20 protein-coding genes and 1 tRNA gene are annotated in these 16047 nt (G+C 52.2%); 17 read left to right on the top strand and 4 right to left on the bottom strand.

Annotated features, from left to right (window positions below; genetic code table 11):
- Window position 1: 1 nt before the first annotated feature.
- Together mqnE and OSQ85_RS05660 are read right to left on the bottom strand one after the other, a co-directional pair.
- A complete protein-coding gene (gene mqnE / locus OSQ85_RS05665; RefSeq protein ID WP_265821878.1) occupies window positions 2-1003 on the bottom strand; it encodes an aminofutalosine synthase MqnE in 1002 nt (333 codons plus the stop codon).
- 88 nt (window positions 1004-1091) lie between these two features.
- Window positions 1092-2048: a tetratricopeptide repeat protein gene (locus tag OSQ85_RS05660; protein ID WP_265821877.1), complete on the bottom strand. Its 957-nt coding sequence runs from the start codon at window positions 2046-2048 to the stop codon at window positions 1092-1094.
- A 162-nt stretch (window positions 2049-2210) separates the two neighbouring features.
- Between OSQ85_RS05660 and OSQ85_RS05655 the strand changes: the two genes are divergently transcribed.
- The 17 genes from OSQ85_RS05655 to OSQ85_RS05575 are packed head-to-tail and all read left to right on the top strand — an operon-like array spanning window position 2211 to window position 13913.
- Complete coding sequence (locus OSQ85_RS05655) at window positions 2211-2894, top strand: hypothetical protein (RefSeq protein ID WP_265821876.1); 684 nt, start codon at window positions 2211-2213, stop codon at window positions 2892-2894.
- A 12-nt stretch (window positions 2895-2906) separates the two neighbouring features.
- The gene (locus OSQ85_RS05650; RefSeq protein ID WP_265821875.1) at window positions 2907-3269 is read left to right on the top strand and encodes a hypothetical protein; all 363 of its coding nucleotides are present in this window, start codon (window positions 2907-2909) and stop codon (window positions 3267-3269) included.
- Between the two features lie 13 nt (window positions 3270-3282).
- On the top strand, window positions 3283-4269 hold the full coding sequence (locus OSQ85_RS05645; protein WP_265821874.1) for a major capsid protein: 987 nt from the start codon (window positions 3283-3285) through the stop codon (window positions 4267-4269).
- A gap of 4 nt (window positions 4270-4273) precedes the next feature.
- Entirely contained in the window at window positions 4274-4618 is a 345-nt protein-coding gene (locus tag OSQ85_RS05640; RefSeq protein ID WP_265821873.1) for a hypothetical protein, read from the top strand.
- A 13-nt stretch (window positions 4619-4631) separates the two neighbouring features.
- Complete coding sequence (locus tag OSQ85_RS05635) at window positions 4632-5021, top strand: hypothetical protein (RefSeq protein ID WP_265821872.1); 390 nt, start codon at window positions 4632-4634, stop codon at window positions 5019-5021.
- Window positions 5022-5025: 4 nt separating this feature from the next.
- Complete coding sequence (locus OSQ85_RS05630; protein WP_265821871.1) at window positions 5026-5682, top strand: hypothetical protein; 657 nt, start codon at window positions 5026-5028, stop codon at window positions 5680-5682.
- A gap of 10 nt (window positions 5683-5692) precedes the next feature.
- The gene (locus OSQ85_RS05625; protein ID WP_265821870.1) at window positions 5693-6067 is read left to right on the top strand and encodes a hypothetical protein; all 375 of its coding nucleotides are present in this window, start codon (window positions 5693-5695) and stop codon (window positions 6065-6067) included.
- Window positions 6068-6075: 8 nt separating this feature from the next.
- Complete coding sequence (locus tag OSQ85_RS05620; protein WP_265821869.1) at window positions 6076-7035, top strand: hypothetical protein; 960 nt, start codon at window positions 6076-6078, stop codon at window positions 7033-7035.
- 3 nt (window positions 7036-7038) lie between these two features.
- Window positions 7039-8709, top strand: a complete 1671-nt coding sequence (locus OSQ85_RS05615) for a hypothetical protein (RefSeq protein WP_265821868.1) — start codon at window positions 7039-7041, stop codon at window positions 8707-8709.
- Window positions 8710-9213 carry a hypothetical protein gene (locus OSQ85_RS05610; RefSeq protein WP_265821867.1) on the top strand — a complete coding sequence of 168 codons (504 nt, stop codon included), beginning with the start codon at window positions 8710-8712 and terminating at the stop codon, window positions 9211-9213. It begins immediately after the preceding gene.
- Window positions 9214-9216: 3 nt separating this feature from the next.
- Entirely contained in the window at window positions 9217-9933 is a 717-nt protein-coding gene (locus OSQ85_RS05605; RefSeq protein ID WP_265821866.1) for a hypothetical protein, read from the top strand.
- Entirely contained in the window at window positions 9933-10808 is an 876-nt protein-coding gene (locus OSQ85_RS05600; RefSeq protein ID WP_265821865.1) for a hypothetical protein, read from the top strand. The genes OSQ85_RS05605 and OSQ85_RS05600 overlap by 1 nt, the downstream gene beginning before the upstream one ends.
- Window positions 10808-11821: a hypothetical protein gene (locus OSQ85_RS05595; RefSeq protein WP_265821864.1), complete on the top strand. Its 1014-nt coding sequence runs from the start codon at window positions 10808-10810 to the stop codon at window positions 11819-11821. The genes OSQ85_RS05600 and OSQ85_RS05595 overlap by 1 nt, the downstream gene beginning before the upstream one ends.
- Complete coding sequence (locus tag OSQ85_RS05590; protein ID WP_265821863.1) at window positions 11802-12230, top strand: D-Ala-D-Ala carboxypeptidase family metallohydrolase; 429 nt, start codon at window positions 11802-11804, stop codon at window positions 12228-12230. The genes OSQ85_RS05595 and OSQ85_RS05590 overlap by 20 nt, the downstream gene beginning before the upstream one ends.
- Window positions 12227-12436, top strand: coding sequence for a hypothetical protein (locus OSQ85_RS05585; protein ID WP_265821862.1), 210 nt, complete (start codon window positions 12227-12229; stop codon window positions 12434-12436). Before OSQ85_RS05590 ends, OSQ85_RS05585 begins: the two co-directional genes overlap by 4 nt.
- An 11-nt stretch (window positions 12437-12447) precedes the next feature.
- The gene (locus OSQ85_RS05580; RefSeq protein WP_265821861.1) at window positions 12448-13626 is read left to right on the top strand and encodes an NHL repeat-containing protein; all 1179 of its coding nucleotides are present in this window, start codon (window positions 12448-12450) and stop codon (window positions 13624-13626) included.
- Between the two features lie 8 nt (window positions 13627-13634).
- Window positions 13635-13913 (top strand): hypothetical protein, encoded by a 279-nt coding sequence (locus OSQ85_RS05575; RefSeq protein WP_265821860.1) that lies wholly within the window; start codon window positions 13635-13637, stop codon window positions 13911-13913.
- A 70-nt stretch (window positions 13914-13983) separates the two neighbouring features.
- Here OSQ85_RS05575 and OSQ85_RS05570 read toward each other — a convergent pair.
- Window positions 13984-14068: transfer RNA gene (locus tag OSQ85_RS05570), tRNA-Leu, on the bottom strand.
- 151 nt (window positions 14069-14219) lie between these two features.
- A complete protein-coding gene (locus OSQ85_RS05565) occupies window positions 14220-15857 on the bottom strand; it encodes a bacteriohemerythrin (protein ID WP_265821859.1) in 1638 nt (545 codons plus the stop codon).
- Window positions 15858-16047 lie beyond the last annotated feature (190 nt).

Here is a 16047-nt window from a genome sequence, read left to right as displayed (position 1 = left end):
GTCAGCTTATCGTCCTGTAGAAAGCATCGCGTTTCACAGGCTCAAGCCCCGCTGAGATTATCATATTTTTCAGTTCGTCCTCCGTGAGCCCTGCGCTGCTTGTTGCGCCGGCGGCGTGGGTAATGTTCTCTTTTATTATGGTTCCGTCAAGGTCATCCGCGCCGAAACGGAGGGCGACCTGTGCTGTCTTCTCGCCCAGCATAACCCAGTATGCTTTTATGTGGGGCACATTGTCCAGAACAAGGCGGCTGACAGCCACTGTCATGAGGTCGTCCATGCCTGTTGAGGGTTTTATATGGCTCAGGAAAGTGTTCTGCGGGTGGAAAGAAAGGGGTATAAATGCCAGAAAGCCGCCCGTTTTCTCCTGAAGTTCACGGATTTTTTCAAGATGGCGCATCTTGTCCTCTCCGGTTTCAATGTGACCGTAGAGCATGGTGGCGTTGGTGAAAATCCCTTCCCTGTGGGCTGTTTCATGCACCTCAAGCCATCTTTCCGCAGGTATTTTTTCAGGGCATATCTCTTTACGCACCCTCGGTTCAAATATCTCAGCCCCGCCGCCCGGCATCATTTCAAGCCCTGCGTTTTTAAGATTTCTCAGCACTTCAGTCAGAGAAAGCCCGGATATGGACGCAAAATAGTCTATTTCAACCGCGCTGAACCCTTTGATCGTTTTTTCGGGGAAAGCGGTTTTCAGCCCTTTTACCATATCTGTGTAGTAGCTGAATTTTTTTGAAGGGTGCAGACCGCCGACAATATGAAGCTCGCTTGCGCTCGGAGCCTTGGCGGCGACATATTTTATAATGTCATCCACATCCATGAACACGGCTGTTTCATCGCCTTCATCCTTGGCAAAGGCGCAGAAGCGGCACTTACTCACGCATATGTCAGTGTAGTTTATATGGAGGTTATTGACATAAAAAACCTTTTTGCCCCACATCTTCTGCCGGAGCATATCGGCTTTTTCGCCCGTAACCAGAAAATCTTCTTTGAAAAGATCGTACATACGGCTTAGATTTCCTTATCAGCAGATTATCTTACGGAAGAAAATAATACAGTCTGAAAATTAACACAGCTTGCCGTTTCGGGCAACCCTATTTATCTCGTCTGTATTTTATTCCCTTGCCGTACATTTCCTTCCAGACCCTGAGTCCGTCCACCTCCACAAGATCCTTTTCCCCGGAGATTTGTTCATCAATGACTGAGACAGCTTTGTCAAATTCGTCATTTTCCGCATAAGCGGCGGCAAGCCTGATTGCGTTTTCGTTATCCGGTTTCAGTGCGTAGGCCTTGCGTCCGTAGAGCACAGCCTTTGCCCCGTTCCTGAAATAGGGGTCAGGGTGGGTGGAGAGAACCCATGCAGCCTGAGAAAAGGCTTTTTCCATAGTATGATCCAGAATAATTGCCGTTTCCAGATCCCTGATTCCGTCACCGGTTTTTGAAACAGCAAAGAGCACCTGCGCCCGCAGGAAGTAGCTTTCGGCATTTTTAGGGTCAATCTGTATGGCGCGGGTCACGTCCACTATGGCCTGTTCGGGGCTTCCGGATTTCATATATGCTTTTGCCCTGCCGAGGTAAGCCTCAGCACTTTCGCCCTGAGCTTCTATTCCTCTGTTCAGGTAGAAGAACGCCTGTCTGGTGTTCCCCAGTTCGGCATATGCAAGGCCTGTCAGGGTATTTGCCCGTGCATAGGTCTTCGGCTTCTGAGTCAGCGCTTCATCAAGTTCCATGACAGCGTCATTGTATTTTCCGAGTAAGAAAAGGATTTCCCCTCTTCTGTAGTGGAGGTAGGGGGTGTTTTTATTTCTGCCCAGTGCTCTGGTGTATTCGTAAAAGGCTTTGTCATATTCCTTCATGGCAAAGTAGGCATCCCCCAATAGGGTTCTGTTTTCGCCGGAATCGTGCTCCTGCACGGCTTTTTCAAAATACCCCGCAGCCAGAGCGGCATTACCGGATTCGAGGGCTTCCTGTCCGTTTTTCTGAAACTCAACAGCGGCTTTTGGCGCACATGCTGCAAGGGCTGCCGCCGTGATCAATATATAAAGTCTCATAATATCTCCATATTCGGCTTCATTAATAATATTACCCCTTGTTCACAAATAACAGAAGTTTTTTATAAGAATTTATACAGTTAATTTTTGTAATTATTACACGCTATAACAAGTATTGTTTGTTAAATGTTTATATTCCCTCATCGGCTAAGGAGGAATGTGATGATTCTTGAAATGGCTAAAACAGGCAGATACGGCGAGGTGACCCTTACCGAGGCGGATCTGGAGCAGATGGAGAAAAGCTTCGGCGGTAAAGTGCCCGTAACTGTGGGGCACGAGATAGCCGGAAATATGCCCGCGGCCGGATGGGTGAAAAATATCTGGGCGGAAAAAGGGGTTCTCATGGGGGAGGCGGAGCTGGGGGACTGGCTCACGGAAGCCTATGAAAAAGGGGAGTACCGCAACTGGTCAATAGGCGCAAAGAGGGACGCAGACGGCAGGCTTTACCTGCACCACCTTGCGTTTCTGGGTGCTCTGCCTCCTAAGATACGCGGCCTTGAGGTTGTGGAGATGGGGGACAGCGGCGATTTCCTGACCTTTGCAGGAGCCATACCCGCTTATTTCAGCGAGCTTGAAGCACTCCGCAGGGAAAAGAGGGAGAAAAAACTCAGCGATCTCAGATGCGCATGCGAGGGGAAAATCCCCGCCGCCAAGCTGGAGCTTGTGATGGAGTTTGCGGAAAACCTTGAGGGTACTGTGAACTTCGCAGACGGGCACGAGGCGGACGCGGTGAGTGTGCTTAAGGATGTTTTTTCATCCCTGCCGGAGCCTGTGAAAGCGGGAAAAATGAACCTGCCCGAAAGGGGCGTTTCGGCAGAGCCGAAGGGAATTTTCGGGAAAATTTAAGGAGGGGAGAAGATGGCAAAGTTTGACGGAGTAATCGACAGGCGCGACATGGGTTCCGCCGGGATAATTGACGGCCGCCACCCTGCGGTGGTGAAGGTAATGCCTTTTAAGGCGGACAACGGAAAAATCGAAGCCGGGGAGATAGTTGCCCTCAATGCTGACGGCAGGGCGGACTTTTATGATGCACAGGACGAAGGCACGCTCTCTGTTCCGGTGGGGGTGAGCATCTTCACCGTTGATACGGCAAAAGACAGCCTCGGAAGTGTTCTTGTACACGGAACGGTTATCAGGAGCGCACTGAAAAACGGCGGCGCCAAGGCTGAGACGGCTGCGGTGAAGGCGCTGGAAACAAATACGCAGATCTGGGCGTTTTAAGGAGGTTTGAAACATGCTTCAGTTTGATATAAGCAGCTTTTTTTCAAGGGATTCGCTGATAAGAACCCTTACGGACATGCCGGAGCTTAAATCTCCCGTTCTTGACTCGGTTTACAGAACGGAGAAGAGGAGAAACCACCCCCTGCCCACAGTTGCGGTGAGTGACCTCCAGCAGCCCATAACAAATATAGCGGTAAGCAGAAGAGGCTCCGCGCCCACACCTCTTTACGGTGACACCGGGCAGATAACCCACATAGAGCCTCAGCCGTTCAGACCCTCAGAGAGGCTTAACGGCGTTGAGGTTAATAACTTCAAGCTACTTGACAGGACAGGGGTTCAGCTTCTCATCAATAACAAAATCGACAGACTCAGAAGAGTTGTGCGCGCCTCCACCGAGGCACTGGCCGCTCAGAGCCTCACCGGAAAAATAAGCTACCCGATGGTTATGGACGGCGGCTACGGAACATACGAGGTGGATTTCGGCTCCACGCTCTCCTACACCCCGTCAGTTCTCTGGGACCATTCTCAGGTTGCGATCGACGACATCCTTGAAACCCTCATCGAAATGGAAGCGGACATTCAGGAAACCAGCAGATACGGCGAGGGAGTAAGGTTCTGGGCCGGCAAAAAGGCGTTTATGGCGCTTTCCAAGCTTGTTCAGGCATTCGAGGGCAGAAACGTGATCGCCTCCATGGATGAAAAATCAATTCTTATCGGCGGTTACAGGATAGAGCTGATGAACTCCGCCTACATCGACCCCGCAACCGGCAGCCCCGTTAAGGTGGTGGATGACGGAAAACTCCTCGCTGTTGCGATGGATGCTCCCTTTGAACTCATTTACGCGGTTCTGGACGATCTGGACAGCAACCTTGTCTCAATGCCCTTTTTCGTGAAGCCCGTTGAGGACAAACGCACATCCTCAATCGAGCTTGTGGCTGAGAGCAAACCCCTCCCCGTGCCTTACACTAGGGCAATAAACTGGGCAACGGTAACGGAATAGCGCCATGGAACTGACGGTTGACGAACTGAAACAGCATATTCAGCCGGAGGACTTTGACGCGATAACAGGCGGGGATGACGCAGTGGCCGAAACCTTTCTGGAAAACGGAAGGGAGAGAGTGAGGGGGATAACAGAGGGCTACGGTGTGGACTTTGACGAATCCGACTCCGTTATACGTCTCGCCGTGGTGAAGGCCGCGCTGAGCGAGCTTTATTCCTACTCGGCTGACTGGGTGACGGCGGAGCAGTACCGTGATGAGGCTGTCCTTGTGCTTAAACCTCTCGCCCCTGCTGTTTATCCCGATGCGGCTTCGGCTCAGGGGAAAGAAAGCTGGAAAGGCTTTGACTGATAAAAGGTGAGGTTTGGGAACTATGGTTTATGAAACGGCACGGATGACAGCGGAGCTTCTGGAGGCTACAGGCATATTCAGGCATGTGCTTATCCACGGCGGGCCGCCTGATAAGGCGGCGGAGGATATTTTGAGGGAACCGGGAGCCGCCGTGGTCTACACAGGGGAGGAGGGGCAGCCTTCGGGAAGTGCGCTCAGGCGTGAACCGGTCTTTTCCGTGGTTCTTAAAACCTCTGCTCCGGGCAGGGGGGAGAACTCAGTGAAAACAACGGGTGAAGTTCTGGATGCGGTTTTTGGTGCATTGAGAGAACTCTCCCCTGCCTTCTGGCGGGTTTCCGGCCTCTCCTCCGGCAAGGGGGCGAACCTCTGCCGGATAGATTTCAGACTGAGACTTAAAGGATAAAGAAATGGCAATTGTTCTGAAAAATACCAACTTCGCCGTGAGCACTCTGGCATATGAACTGAACCAGACGGTGCAGCCTGCGCAGCTCACAGTCACGGATTATGCGGGCTTTTCCCAGTCAGGCAGTTTCAGGGCTGTGATATGGGGCGGAGGAACGGCTTCCCCTCTGGACGATCCTGAGCGGGAGATTGTTGAACTGGTTCCCTTCGGTTTTGAAGGCTTTGAAAGCTCCTTTAACTGCTACGGCGGAAAAGAGGGGACACAGAAGCGGAACTGGCCTGCGGGCAGCCGGATAGCCCATGTAATAACCGCCGGGAAGCTGAACGAGCTTGAGGCTGAGATAGAACTCAAGGCAAATGCGGCACAGACGGAGCGCGTCGGCACTGTGAGCGTGAAGGCGGCAAACTACGCCATGACAGGTGCGGAAAGGGCTGTGATGGTTAACGCCGGAATAGCGGACATAAAAATAACCCTGCCCGCGCCGACAGCAAATGCCGGGCGGGTGTTTATGATAAAGCGCATAGACGCAGGCGGAGCGGCGGTGCGTGTGTCCGCCGGTTCCGGTGAGCTCATAGACACCCAGAGTGCGGATATTCTGCTTTCCGCCCAGTGGGACAGGGTGCAGATAATTTCAAACGGCACAGACTGGTACACGGTTTAAGGGGGCGGGGATGGTTTATCTGTGCGGCATACCGCTTGAGGGGATGGTGTGGACAAATGAGTTTTCGGCGGGGCTTCCCTCCGCCGTTTCCGTTCCCTGCGCGGACGGAACATCGGCAGTCTTCACTGAGGCCGGAGTGAGCTTCGGCATAGATCTCGAATCCGCAGAGGATGACGGATGGCTCAGCCCGTATGAGGCGCAGCAGCTTAAGGATGCCGCCTGCGCCGCGGGCGGGGTGTATCTGTTCTCACACAGAGGCAGGGAGTTCAGAGTCCGCTTCCGTCATGAGGATGCGCCCGCTCTGGAGCTCAGGCCCGTCCGCCCTGCAAGCGGCTGCGGGGAGAAGGACTGCTTTTACGGAAAAATAAGGCTGAAAACAGTTTAGGGGGAAATATGCAGACCGGGGACATAAAATTCTACCGCTCAAAAACCGTCACTGATACGGCGGAAAACGGCGGGCATATGGATATATCAAGGGAGGTTGTGAGCGGGGTGAAGTTCAATCTTTTTCCCAGAGTGACCGCCTTTGAGCGCACGAACGGAAAAACACGCCTGCGCAAGGCTTACATTGCCAACAGGGCAGCAGGGGCGGAACCCGCTTTTGATGCGGCTGTGGCGCTCACAGTGCCCAGTGCCGGAGGGGACAGGTTTTACATAAAGGCAGCATTGAACCATGCGGAGACCGAAGGGGAACTCACCGCGGAAGGCTGGACAGGCGGCGGAAGGCTGTATGCGGACATCACAGCGGGGGATGCCTCTGTTCAGGTGCTTTTTGAACACAGCGACTACGCAGTACCCGCGGGCGCGCTTCTCATGGTCAAGGCGGATTCAGGCGGCATGTTCACCGCAAGGATAACAGGAGCGGACTGGACAGGGAATGTTGCTCTGATAGGGCTTGCCTCTCAGGCGCCGGACAATTTTGCCGCATCAGAAACCTATGCGGGGGTATGCGTTGAGCTTGGAAATCTGGAAGCAAAGGCAGAGAACGTAAGCGCAGTGTCATCAGGCGGAACCTTCAGTGCGGACGGGATAATAGTTTCCAACCGCGGTGCGGCGGAGGATGAATGGACAGTTACGTTTGTTTCATCATCCGCTTTCAGTGTTTCGGGTGCGCAGGCAGGCAGCCTGCCTTCCGGAAGCATAACGGCAAACTATCAGGCTATGAATACGGCTGCGGGGGATTTCTATTTCGCTGTGCCGCATCAGAGCTGGGGCGGCTCATGGCAGGCGGGGGACAGGCTCACGTTCAGCACACGCGCCGCTGCGAAGGGTTTCTGGCTTAAGGAGATTGTACCCGCAGAAACGGAACGTGAGGCGGATAACTTCATCCGTCTTGACTGGATAACGGACTAGGCCATGTACAGGGTGGCGGGGGCGCTTGTTCCCGGAACAGACGGTTTTTCATCATCCGGCCTGAGCTTAAGCGGCGCAGTGTCTCTGCGGCTTTCCGCCGGATGCGGGTCATCATCAGATCTGAAAGGGGCTTTATCCTCCGGCGGTTTGTCCGTGATAGCGCAGTCTGCCGGACTGGATGATTACTGTTATGTGTCAGGTTCATACAGTACAGACCTGAGCGGATGGATCATCATTTCCGGCGCAATGACTGACGCTGCTGGGGGAAACCTGAAAGCGGCAAATGCCGTCTCTGCGGGAAGCTCCCTGAAAGCGTGTCTGAGTATTTCAGGCGGGCTTTCGGGGCAGGTGAGGAGCGCAAGCACCATAGGCGATTCCGGGCTTTGCGGATTTATGTCCCTGAGAGGCGAGATCTCCTTAAACTCCCTCAGCAGTTCGCTTTTTATCAAATCATCAGCAGATGATGACATAGGCATTATTCAGTGCTCCTTACGCTTTATGCTGAACGGAAAGGAGCTTACAGACAAACTCGTAAGTGCTGCAATCGGTTTTTACGGCAAAGATCCTTTCCCTTCATTCAGCGCTGTTGTCACAGAGCCCGCAGAAAAGGGTTCAGAGGCGGAATTTGTCATGGAGGGCTCCTCATACTTTTTTGTGATCGAAAAAATAAAGAGAGCCGGACACACGGTGAAAATCAGCGGGCGCGCTGCCGGGATTCTGGATGAACCGCCCTATGCGGGCAGGAGATCGGTTTTCAGGACTGATTCATCCGCATCGGCTCTGGCAGGGAGCGCTGTCTGGAGTGTGCCGGATTTCTCTGTTCCGCTGATAAGGGGCAGTTTCTCAGAATCTGAGCTTCTGCGGGCGCTTGCTGATGAGTGCGGAGCATCGGTGCGCATGGGTGCGGACGGGCTTAACCGAGTTGTGAATCCGTATTCGGCGGAAAACAGCCTTCGTCCGGGCACATTTTTTGAGGCGGTGAGAACCTGCGAGCCTCCGAAATACAGCGGAATCAGGGTGGTGTCAGGCTTCTCGACAGACCCTGTGATAGAACCTGATGAGAAGAAGACTGCCTACGGGAACTTTGCCTCCGCATCGGTTTATGCGAACGGGGATGTGAAGATAAGTACGGATGCGGCAGTTTTTAAGTCTGCCGTGCACAGGGTCACTGAATATGAAGAAAAAATCCGCTTCTCCGGCGGCGCGGGCAAGGCTTCCTACCCTGTTCTCAGACTCTTAAACGGAGCGGACGCGGCGGAAGGGCGCAGTGTTTATGTGCATGACGGGGGCAGCTTCGTCAGGAATGTCAGGTATGAAACCATCCGGCATGACTGCCTGCTGTATGAAGGGGCTGAGAAGGATGCGGTTCTGCAAGCCGAAGCGGTGAAAACCGTCTTTTGCGCAGGTTCCGGCACGGCGGTAAAGGAGTTCCGGCAGAAGCTGACCGATGACCCGTCCGCTGCGGCAGCAAGGGCTCAGAATCTTAAACGCAGCCTCTGCGGAGGGGCATATCTGGAAGTTACACACCTTTTCAGCCCGGCTGCGGCTTCGGGGGATGCGCTTCTGATGCGGACATCAGCGGGCGAGGGGTACTGTGTTGCCTCATCAGTTGAGATAACATCCGCCCCGCTGAAGATAATCCAGAAAACAAAGCTTTACCTGAGGGAGGAATAAATGGCTGAGGTAACAGTTAGTTTTGTCACACCCGCAAAGGGCGGGGAGAAAACGGTAATAGAGCTGGATGAAGATATGAATCTTGATTCCTCCGGCAGTGTGAAGAAGTTTTTCCGCTACGGAGAAACGGCATATTTCAGGGCTTACTCCCCTTTGCCCGCTTCTGTGCGGGCTGTCTCATCTGACGGAAGCATCACAGAGCACGGACTGGGCACGGAAACCGTGAGCGGCGAGTTCATTCCGTTTACCGAATCAGACGAGGCAGGGGCGAAATACCCCGTGAGGGAAATAGTCTCCTCCGTATGGCTTGGGAAATCCCTCGGCAATGTTAAGAAAAGCGGTGCGTACTCGGTCTCATGCGAAATTGAACCGGATGCCGCCGGTGAGAGCGGTGTAGGGCTTCTTGAACTGACATATTCATCAGGCTTCAAAAGGTTCGGCATAACACTGCCGAAGAAAAGCAGACCTGAGTACCCCGTGCTTATTTACGTCTTTCAGGAATAGATTATGGGTTCACTCATTGTTGGCTTCGGCACGGAAAGCAGGGAAGGGGAGCTCCTCCTGACAGAGGATTACGAACGGGGCGGAAACAAAAGTCTCTATTCAGCCGGAGAAAAGTCATACGTGCGGATATATCCCGCCGGGCTGAATGCGGAGATCACAGTCTCCGGCGGTTCGTGGAAATATTCGGCTTACGGTCTCAGCGAACTGCACATGGAACATATCCCTTTTGCGGATCAGTCTTCCGGCAGGCTGAAATATCCTGTGGTGCGTGTTCTGAATGTTTCCCGTGCGGCGGATGGCTCGTCCCCCTTTGTGGGCGGCCGTTCAGTGAGGTTCCGGGAAAACAGGCTGGACTCCGTTTCCGTTGAATATGAAACGTCATATGATCTCATCGAGATCACAGGGTTTTCCGCACGGTACGTGATTCTGAAAGCTTCCAGCGCTAAAGGGGCAGCATACTGCGTACTCGACTACACAGGGGATGAGACTGATCTCTCCTCCCGTCTGGTGATACTCACCGCAAGAGACGCTGCCTCAAGGGAGATTATTCCCCATGCGCAGGTTTTCATGAACGGCACTTTCAGAGGCGTGACAGACGGCGGCGGAATGCTGAATCTGGGCAGACTGAAGAAGGGGCAGTACAGCCTCCTTGTGCGCAAGGACGGCTATCTGGACACTGATAAGGACAACCTTAAAAATGACAGTTTCAGGATCGAATAATGGAACTGAACCTATATCTCAGCAGGGAAAACTGGCGGCCGGAGGGGCTCTGCACCGTAAAAGGGCGGAGCACGGGGATTGAGTTTGATGATACGGACGGGATTCAGGGGCTGGCTTTGCCCCTGTTTATGGATGCGTACATGGATCAGGACGGCACAGCACATGCGGATGCTATGACTGTTCTCCTCTCTGACGGAACGGAGAGTGATGAGTTTCTCCTGCATAACCCGCCATGCGCCAAGTCGCCCCTGCGCAAGGGGGCACTGAGCTATTCTGCGGAGGAGGGAGAGCTTGTTTTCAGCTTTCCCCGACTGGCGTTCAGCGGGTTCGGCGGTTATGTGATACGTATGGGCGGAGGCTCTGTCAGCTACATTACTCCGGGGAGAATAGGGGAGATAAGCCGGACTGTGCCGGAGTATACGGGTTCAAGCCCGGAAAATTTCAGGCTGATGTTCAGTGATACGGGCGCTGCTCCGGGGGAAACTGTGTCAGTGATGTTCACCCTTGCAGGAAGTGCTGAGGAGTTCATGTACCGTTCGTCCGTATTTGAGACATCAGTGTGGACATCGGCAGTGATTGCCGGATGCGGCCTTTACAGTGACGGAGCCTTTTACGAAGGCGGGGAAGGGACAGAGTTTGAGCCGGAAAGGTTTGCCCATTCTGATTTCCGCTGGGCTGTGGAGTTCAGGGGGCAGCCTTATGCTCTGAAAGCGGCGGACTTCACCCGCTTCTTAATCGGGGAGCGGGCGGCAGTGGTGAAAAAAGGGCTGAATGGAAATGCACTGACCACAGGCAAGGCTTCTCTGGCTTCCTCGCGGGATTCCCTTGATGAGGATGACATCATAGTTCCGTTCAGCTTTTACGGAGGGGTGTGATGGAAAAATATCCTCTGCGGAACATAGGCGAGGCAGTCTCCGGCACTGAGTTCAGGAAAGGGGTGATCCTCTCCGTTAATACAGAGACGGATAAGGCTGACGTGGACGCGGACTCGGCAGTGTATCAGGGCGTGCCTCTGTTCTACCGCTGCAAAGGGGACGAGGAGGCTTCTCCGGACGGCTCAGTGAAAGGCTCCGGCGGTGTATTCACAGCCGGGGATGAGGTTATCGTCTGCTTTATCGGAGGTGTGCCTCTGGTTATCGGCTTCGCAGGGGGGGCAAGGCCCTGTTTCACATACAGGGTGGCATACCCGGCTGAGGGCGGCTGGTACATAGCGGATGACGGAGAGATAGTCCCCTGTGAATTTGTCACGGAGGCTGAGTTTGAGGACAGCTATATAAGGGTTGAGCCTCTTGCGGAGAGCGGCGGCTACGGAATCGAATCCGAAAAAGTTCAGCAGGATGCGTGCCTGAGCATAACCTCACACAGGCTCAGCCTGAACGGCGGGTTAATTTCAGCAGACAGCGAATATTACGATTTCTGCGTGCTGGATACATGGGGAGGCTGGTTCACTCTTTTCAGCCAGTCCGCATACGCCGGATTCAGCGCATGTTTTTATGAGCATACAGCTCAGGCAATCATAGACGGGGACAGGTGGACGGTGGAGCGCTCATACCGCTTCGGTTTCGGTTCGGAATATGACGAAACCGCCCGTTTTCGGGAGGACTGGTTTGTTTACCCGGTCTACAGCGGGGAGAAGATACGCTCATTCGGCGGGTTTTACGGCGGGAGAAACAGCGGCGGCGAATTTCTGCTGGCTTCCTGCGTAACCGGAACAGACGCGGCAGATACCGGATTTGCGGTGTATCTCTGCGGCAGGGAATGGCTGAGAAAGCATGTTTTTCCATGCTCAGATGGAACTGTAGATCTCGGTATGGGTGCTGCGGCAGCGGACGTTGTTCTTATTAAAGTAAAAAACGGGGGAGGAAGTAATGATATGGAAGAATCTTAAGTATTTTACCGAGAACGAAAAATGGGGAAAGGCAGAGAGGATGAACCCTGCGCTGCTCCTGCTCCTTGACAGGCTCAGGGAGAAGGTGGGCAGGCCGTTTGTAATCCACTGCGGCTATGAGGAAGGGGGGCACGCTTCCGGCAGCAGACACTACAAAGGTGATGCCGCGGATTTCCATATCGAAGGGATGAAGTTTCCTGAAGCCGTGGACAGCCTTCTCAAAGCACTGCACGGGACAGAGATTCTGGGACAGGTGAGTGCGGCTTATGTGGGGCTTGGGATTTATCCCGACTGGAACACGCCGGGCTTCCATCTTGATATAAGGGGCTATTCCGCCCGCTGGGGCAGGATAGGCGGGGAATATGTGAGTTTTGAAAAAGCGTATAAACACGCGGGAGGGGGAAAATGATTCCAATACTGGTTAAGATGTTTTCGGGCGCAATGCTCGGTGTGGCAAAGGCTTTTCTTACGGAAAAAATAATTACTCTGGTTGTGATCGAGGTGCTTAAGGAGCTTGCCGCCTCAACAAAAACTACAATCGATGACCGCATAGTGAGTGAGGTTGCCGCTTCTCTTGGAATGGTGGATCTCGGCGAAGTTAAAAAGAAGCTTTAAGGGAGGACAGCATGGGGAAGAGAAAAACATCCGCTGAGATACTGAACAGCGTTTTTGATTCTGCTGATCAGCGTCTTAAGGCAAAATATAAAACAGAGGATGAGGTGCTGAATCTTGTTTTTGACAGTCAGTCGGGCAGACTGAAGGTTAATCTGGATGGTGTTGCGGCGGCAGGGAACACGCCGTACTCCAATCCCCTTGAAGGTTACGCATCAACAGATCCTGCGGGAGCATTGGGCGGCGGACTGCTGTTCGGGAATCTGAGCGGAACAGGAAAATGGGGAGGCGGTGTGCTTGCACCGAACGGAAAGATATATTGCCCTCCTTACAATGCCAATTCTGTACTTGTTATAGACTCCTCAGGTAACACTACAGAGCTTATTGGCAGTTTCAGCGGTTCTGCAAAGTGGAGGGGCGGAGTGCTTGCACCGAACGGAAAGATATATTGCCCTCCATTCAATGCTGATTCTGTACTTGTTATAGACCCCGCAGATAACACCACAGTGTTAATAGGGGGTTTCACAGGTGCAAAAAAATGGGCCGGTGCTGTTCTTGCACCGAACGGGAAGATATACTGTGTACCTTACGATTACCCGCAGATACTCACCATTGACCCTACAGATAACACTACGGAACTCATCGGCAGTTTTGCGGTAGGCGGGTCAAAGTGGTTCGGAGGAGCCTTAGCGCCGAACGGGAGAATATATTGTGCACCGCTGAACTCAGCACAAATTTTGGTTATAGACCCGACAGACAACTCCGCCGAGCTTATCGGCAGTTTCATCGGTTCTTCAAAGTGGTACGGATGTGCTCTTGCTCCGAACGGAAAGATATATTGTGTACCGGGCTCTGCTTCAGAGATTCTTGTGATTGATCCGACAAATGGCACTACAGAGTTTATCGGAAGTTTTAGCGGCTCTGCAAAGTACTTCGGCGGTGTTCTTGCTCCGGATGGAAGGATATATTGTGTCCCTTACGATGCCGGCTCTGTGCTTGTTATTGATCCGTTAGTGAATACCGCAAAGCTTACAGGAAGTTTCAGCGGTTCGGGCAAATGGTTCGGATGTGTGCTTGCTCCGAACGGAGTGGTTATCGGGGTACCTTACAACCATACGAAGGTGCTTGAGATTCGTCAGGGTGCGCACGGCAATCAGTGGTGGGCGCTGAGCGCTTATACTAATAAACTGTAAGGGGGCGGATGATGGAAGCTTTTGAAAAATGGCTTGAGAGGCTTGCGGCCTCAATGACTGATGAAGAGATAAACGGGGCAATTGCGGCGCATCTGACGGAATATGACGATGACGGGAATGTTGTTTATGAGCCGACAGCGGAGGAGATTGAGGATGTGCGAATCAGACACTATGCCGCTCTCCGCAGGGGGGCATACGGAATCTGGCAGCAGCAGCTTGATATGCAGTATGCCGGAACATGGGAAAGCCACGTGGCAGAAGTGAAGGCGAGGTTCGGGAAAATGTAAAAAGGTCGCAAAATTGATTGAACGCTGTAATAAAAAAAGCCTCTGACAAAAATCAGAGGCTTTTTCTAAGTGCCGGGGGGGGGACTCGAACCCCCACAGGATTAACTCCCACAGGATCCTTAGTCCTGCGTGTCTACCAATTCCACCACCTCGGCGAGTTATAATCTCTCAAGCGAGAACGAATTTTTATCAGCTTTATCCTTTCGTGTCAACAACAAAATTTAAAAAAAATTTCAAATGTTTAAAGCGTTTTTTTTATTAACAGACTTAACAAAAAACCCCGCCTGAAAAGCGGGGTCGGTGCTCTTATTTTCTGTTCATTTTTGAAGCAAGGTGTTTGCCGTATTCCTTATCCTCGTGCATTATGTGGTTTTTCAGCCAGTCCTGCAGGAAGCTCATCAGATTAAAGCCTATTACCTCTTTTCCTTTCTTATAATTATCAAGGAACTGCCCGACAGCATCTTTCAGCTTATCGTGGGATTTTATGTGGTTTGCGCTATGGGGAAAGCCGTGTGCCCGGAAGGCTTTTTCCTCTGAGTCAAAGTGGTAGACAGTGTACTCCACAAGCTCGTTAAGGGTGCGCTCAAGCATCTGTTTGCCTTTGTTTTCCCTTATGGCGTTGTAGAGGTTATTTATAATGCCTACAAGCTTTTTATGCTGCTCATCAAACTGGTGTACACCTGTTTCAAGCGCTTTTGACCATTTAATAAACTCATCCCCGCCGGATGTCTTGAAGCCTGATACGCTGCCTGCAAGTCCTTTGGTTACGTCAAGGAGGTTGCTGCCCGCTATGACTGACTCGTTAGCCATATGGAGAATGTTAGCGGACATATCAGAGATTTCCACTGTGCTGCCTGAAACTTCTCCGAGGGCGAGGTTTTCCTCCTCCATGGCGCGCACAATGCCGTTAAGCTGGCTTGTGAGTTCGTTTATGCTGTCTGCTATTATATTGATGGAATTGACCGATTCTCCGGAAAACTCTATGCCTTTCTCAACGTTTTCAACACCTTCCTGAACCTTGCCGAAAACATCGTTTATCTTGTACTGGAGCTCTCTGATAACCGCGCCTATCTGCTCTGTGGAGTCGGTGGTTTTACCGGCAAGCTTGCGCACTTCGTCTGCAACAACTGCGAAGCCTCTGCCGTGTTCACCTGCTCTGGCGGCTTCAATTGCGGCGTTGAGAGCAAGAAGGTTTGTCTGGTCTGCTATTTCTTTGATGGAGACGACAATATTCTCTATTTTCTCGGACTGTTTGAGGAATTCCTCCACAACTGCGGAGATTGAGGAGATGCTTGAGGATATGTTTTCCATGCTTTTGCGGTTGCTGGTGATTATGCCGATGCCGGTTTTTACCCTCTCACTGCAGTCCTCCACAAGCTCAAAGGATACTTTGCATGTGGAAAGAACGCTCTGTCCTGTGGAGGTGAGCTCTTCTGCGGCGCTGGAAACGTTGTTTACGTTGTCATTTATGATGTTTATCTGTCCGTTTACTTCGGCGTTTACAGATGAGAGGTTGTCTGCGAGGCTTCTTATGTTGTTTGCGGCGTGATAAAACTCTGAGATGGTGTTGTCCAGCTTATCCAGAAGTTCGTTGAGCCCTATGCCCAGTTCCTTCATCTCGCCTGTGCATTCGTTGATGGGCACTCTTCTGGTGAGATCCCCGCCGAGGGCCGCCTTCAGAGTGAGGCCGAATTCCCGGACACCGCTGCTTACCCGCCTGAATGCCGTAAAAGGGATCACAAATGCGAGAACAAGTGTGGTGAGAATGCATATGACTGAGATTGTAAGCCCTGTTGAAGCAAGCTCAAGTGCATGAGTACTATCTTCGCCGCCGGGCATTATCTGCCTGAAAAAAAAGTAGTTTTTGATTCCGATGAAACCTGCCGTCATGCCGGGCACAGCGGCTATAATGATAAGTAGAACTGTCCTGATGGAAAGGCGCATAAGGTAGACCCCCGAATAATCTGCTAAGCTGAATAACCCCAGTCTGTTCAGATTGTTCTTACATCCTTTAAAAGGTAAATTAAAATAGTTCCCGACTTTTCTCAGGCAACACAAATATTTGATAAATTGTGTTTAAAATAACCCTATCGGGATGATATATTTTCAATTGTTATGCCTAATCATAACAATT

It is taken from the genome of Geovibrio ferrireducens (assembly GCF_026226615.1).
Taxonomy (GTDB): domain Bacteria; phylum Chrysiogenota; class Deferribacteres; order Deferribacterales; family Geovibrionaceae; genus Geovibrio; species Geovibrio ferrireducens.
The sequence above is the reverse complement of the archived record's forward strand: the minus strand, read 5'-3'. Positions and strand labels throughout refer to the sequence as shown.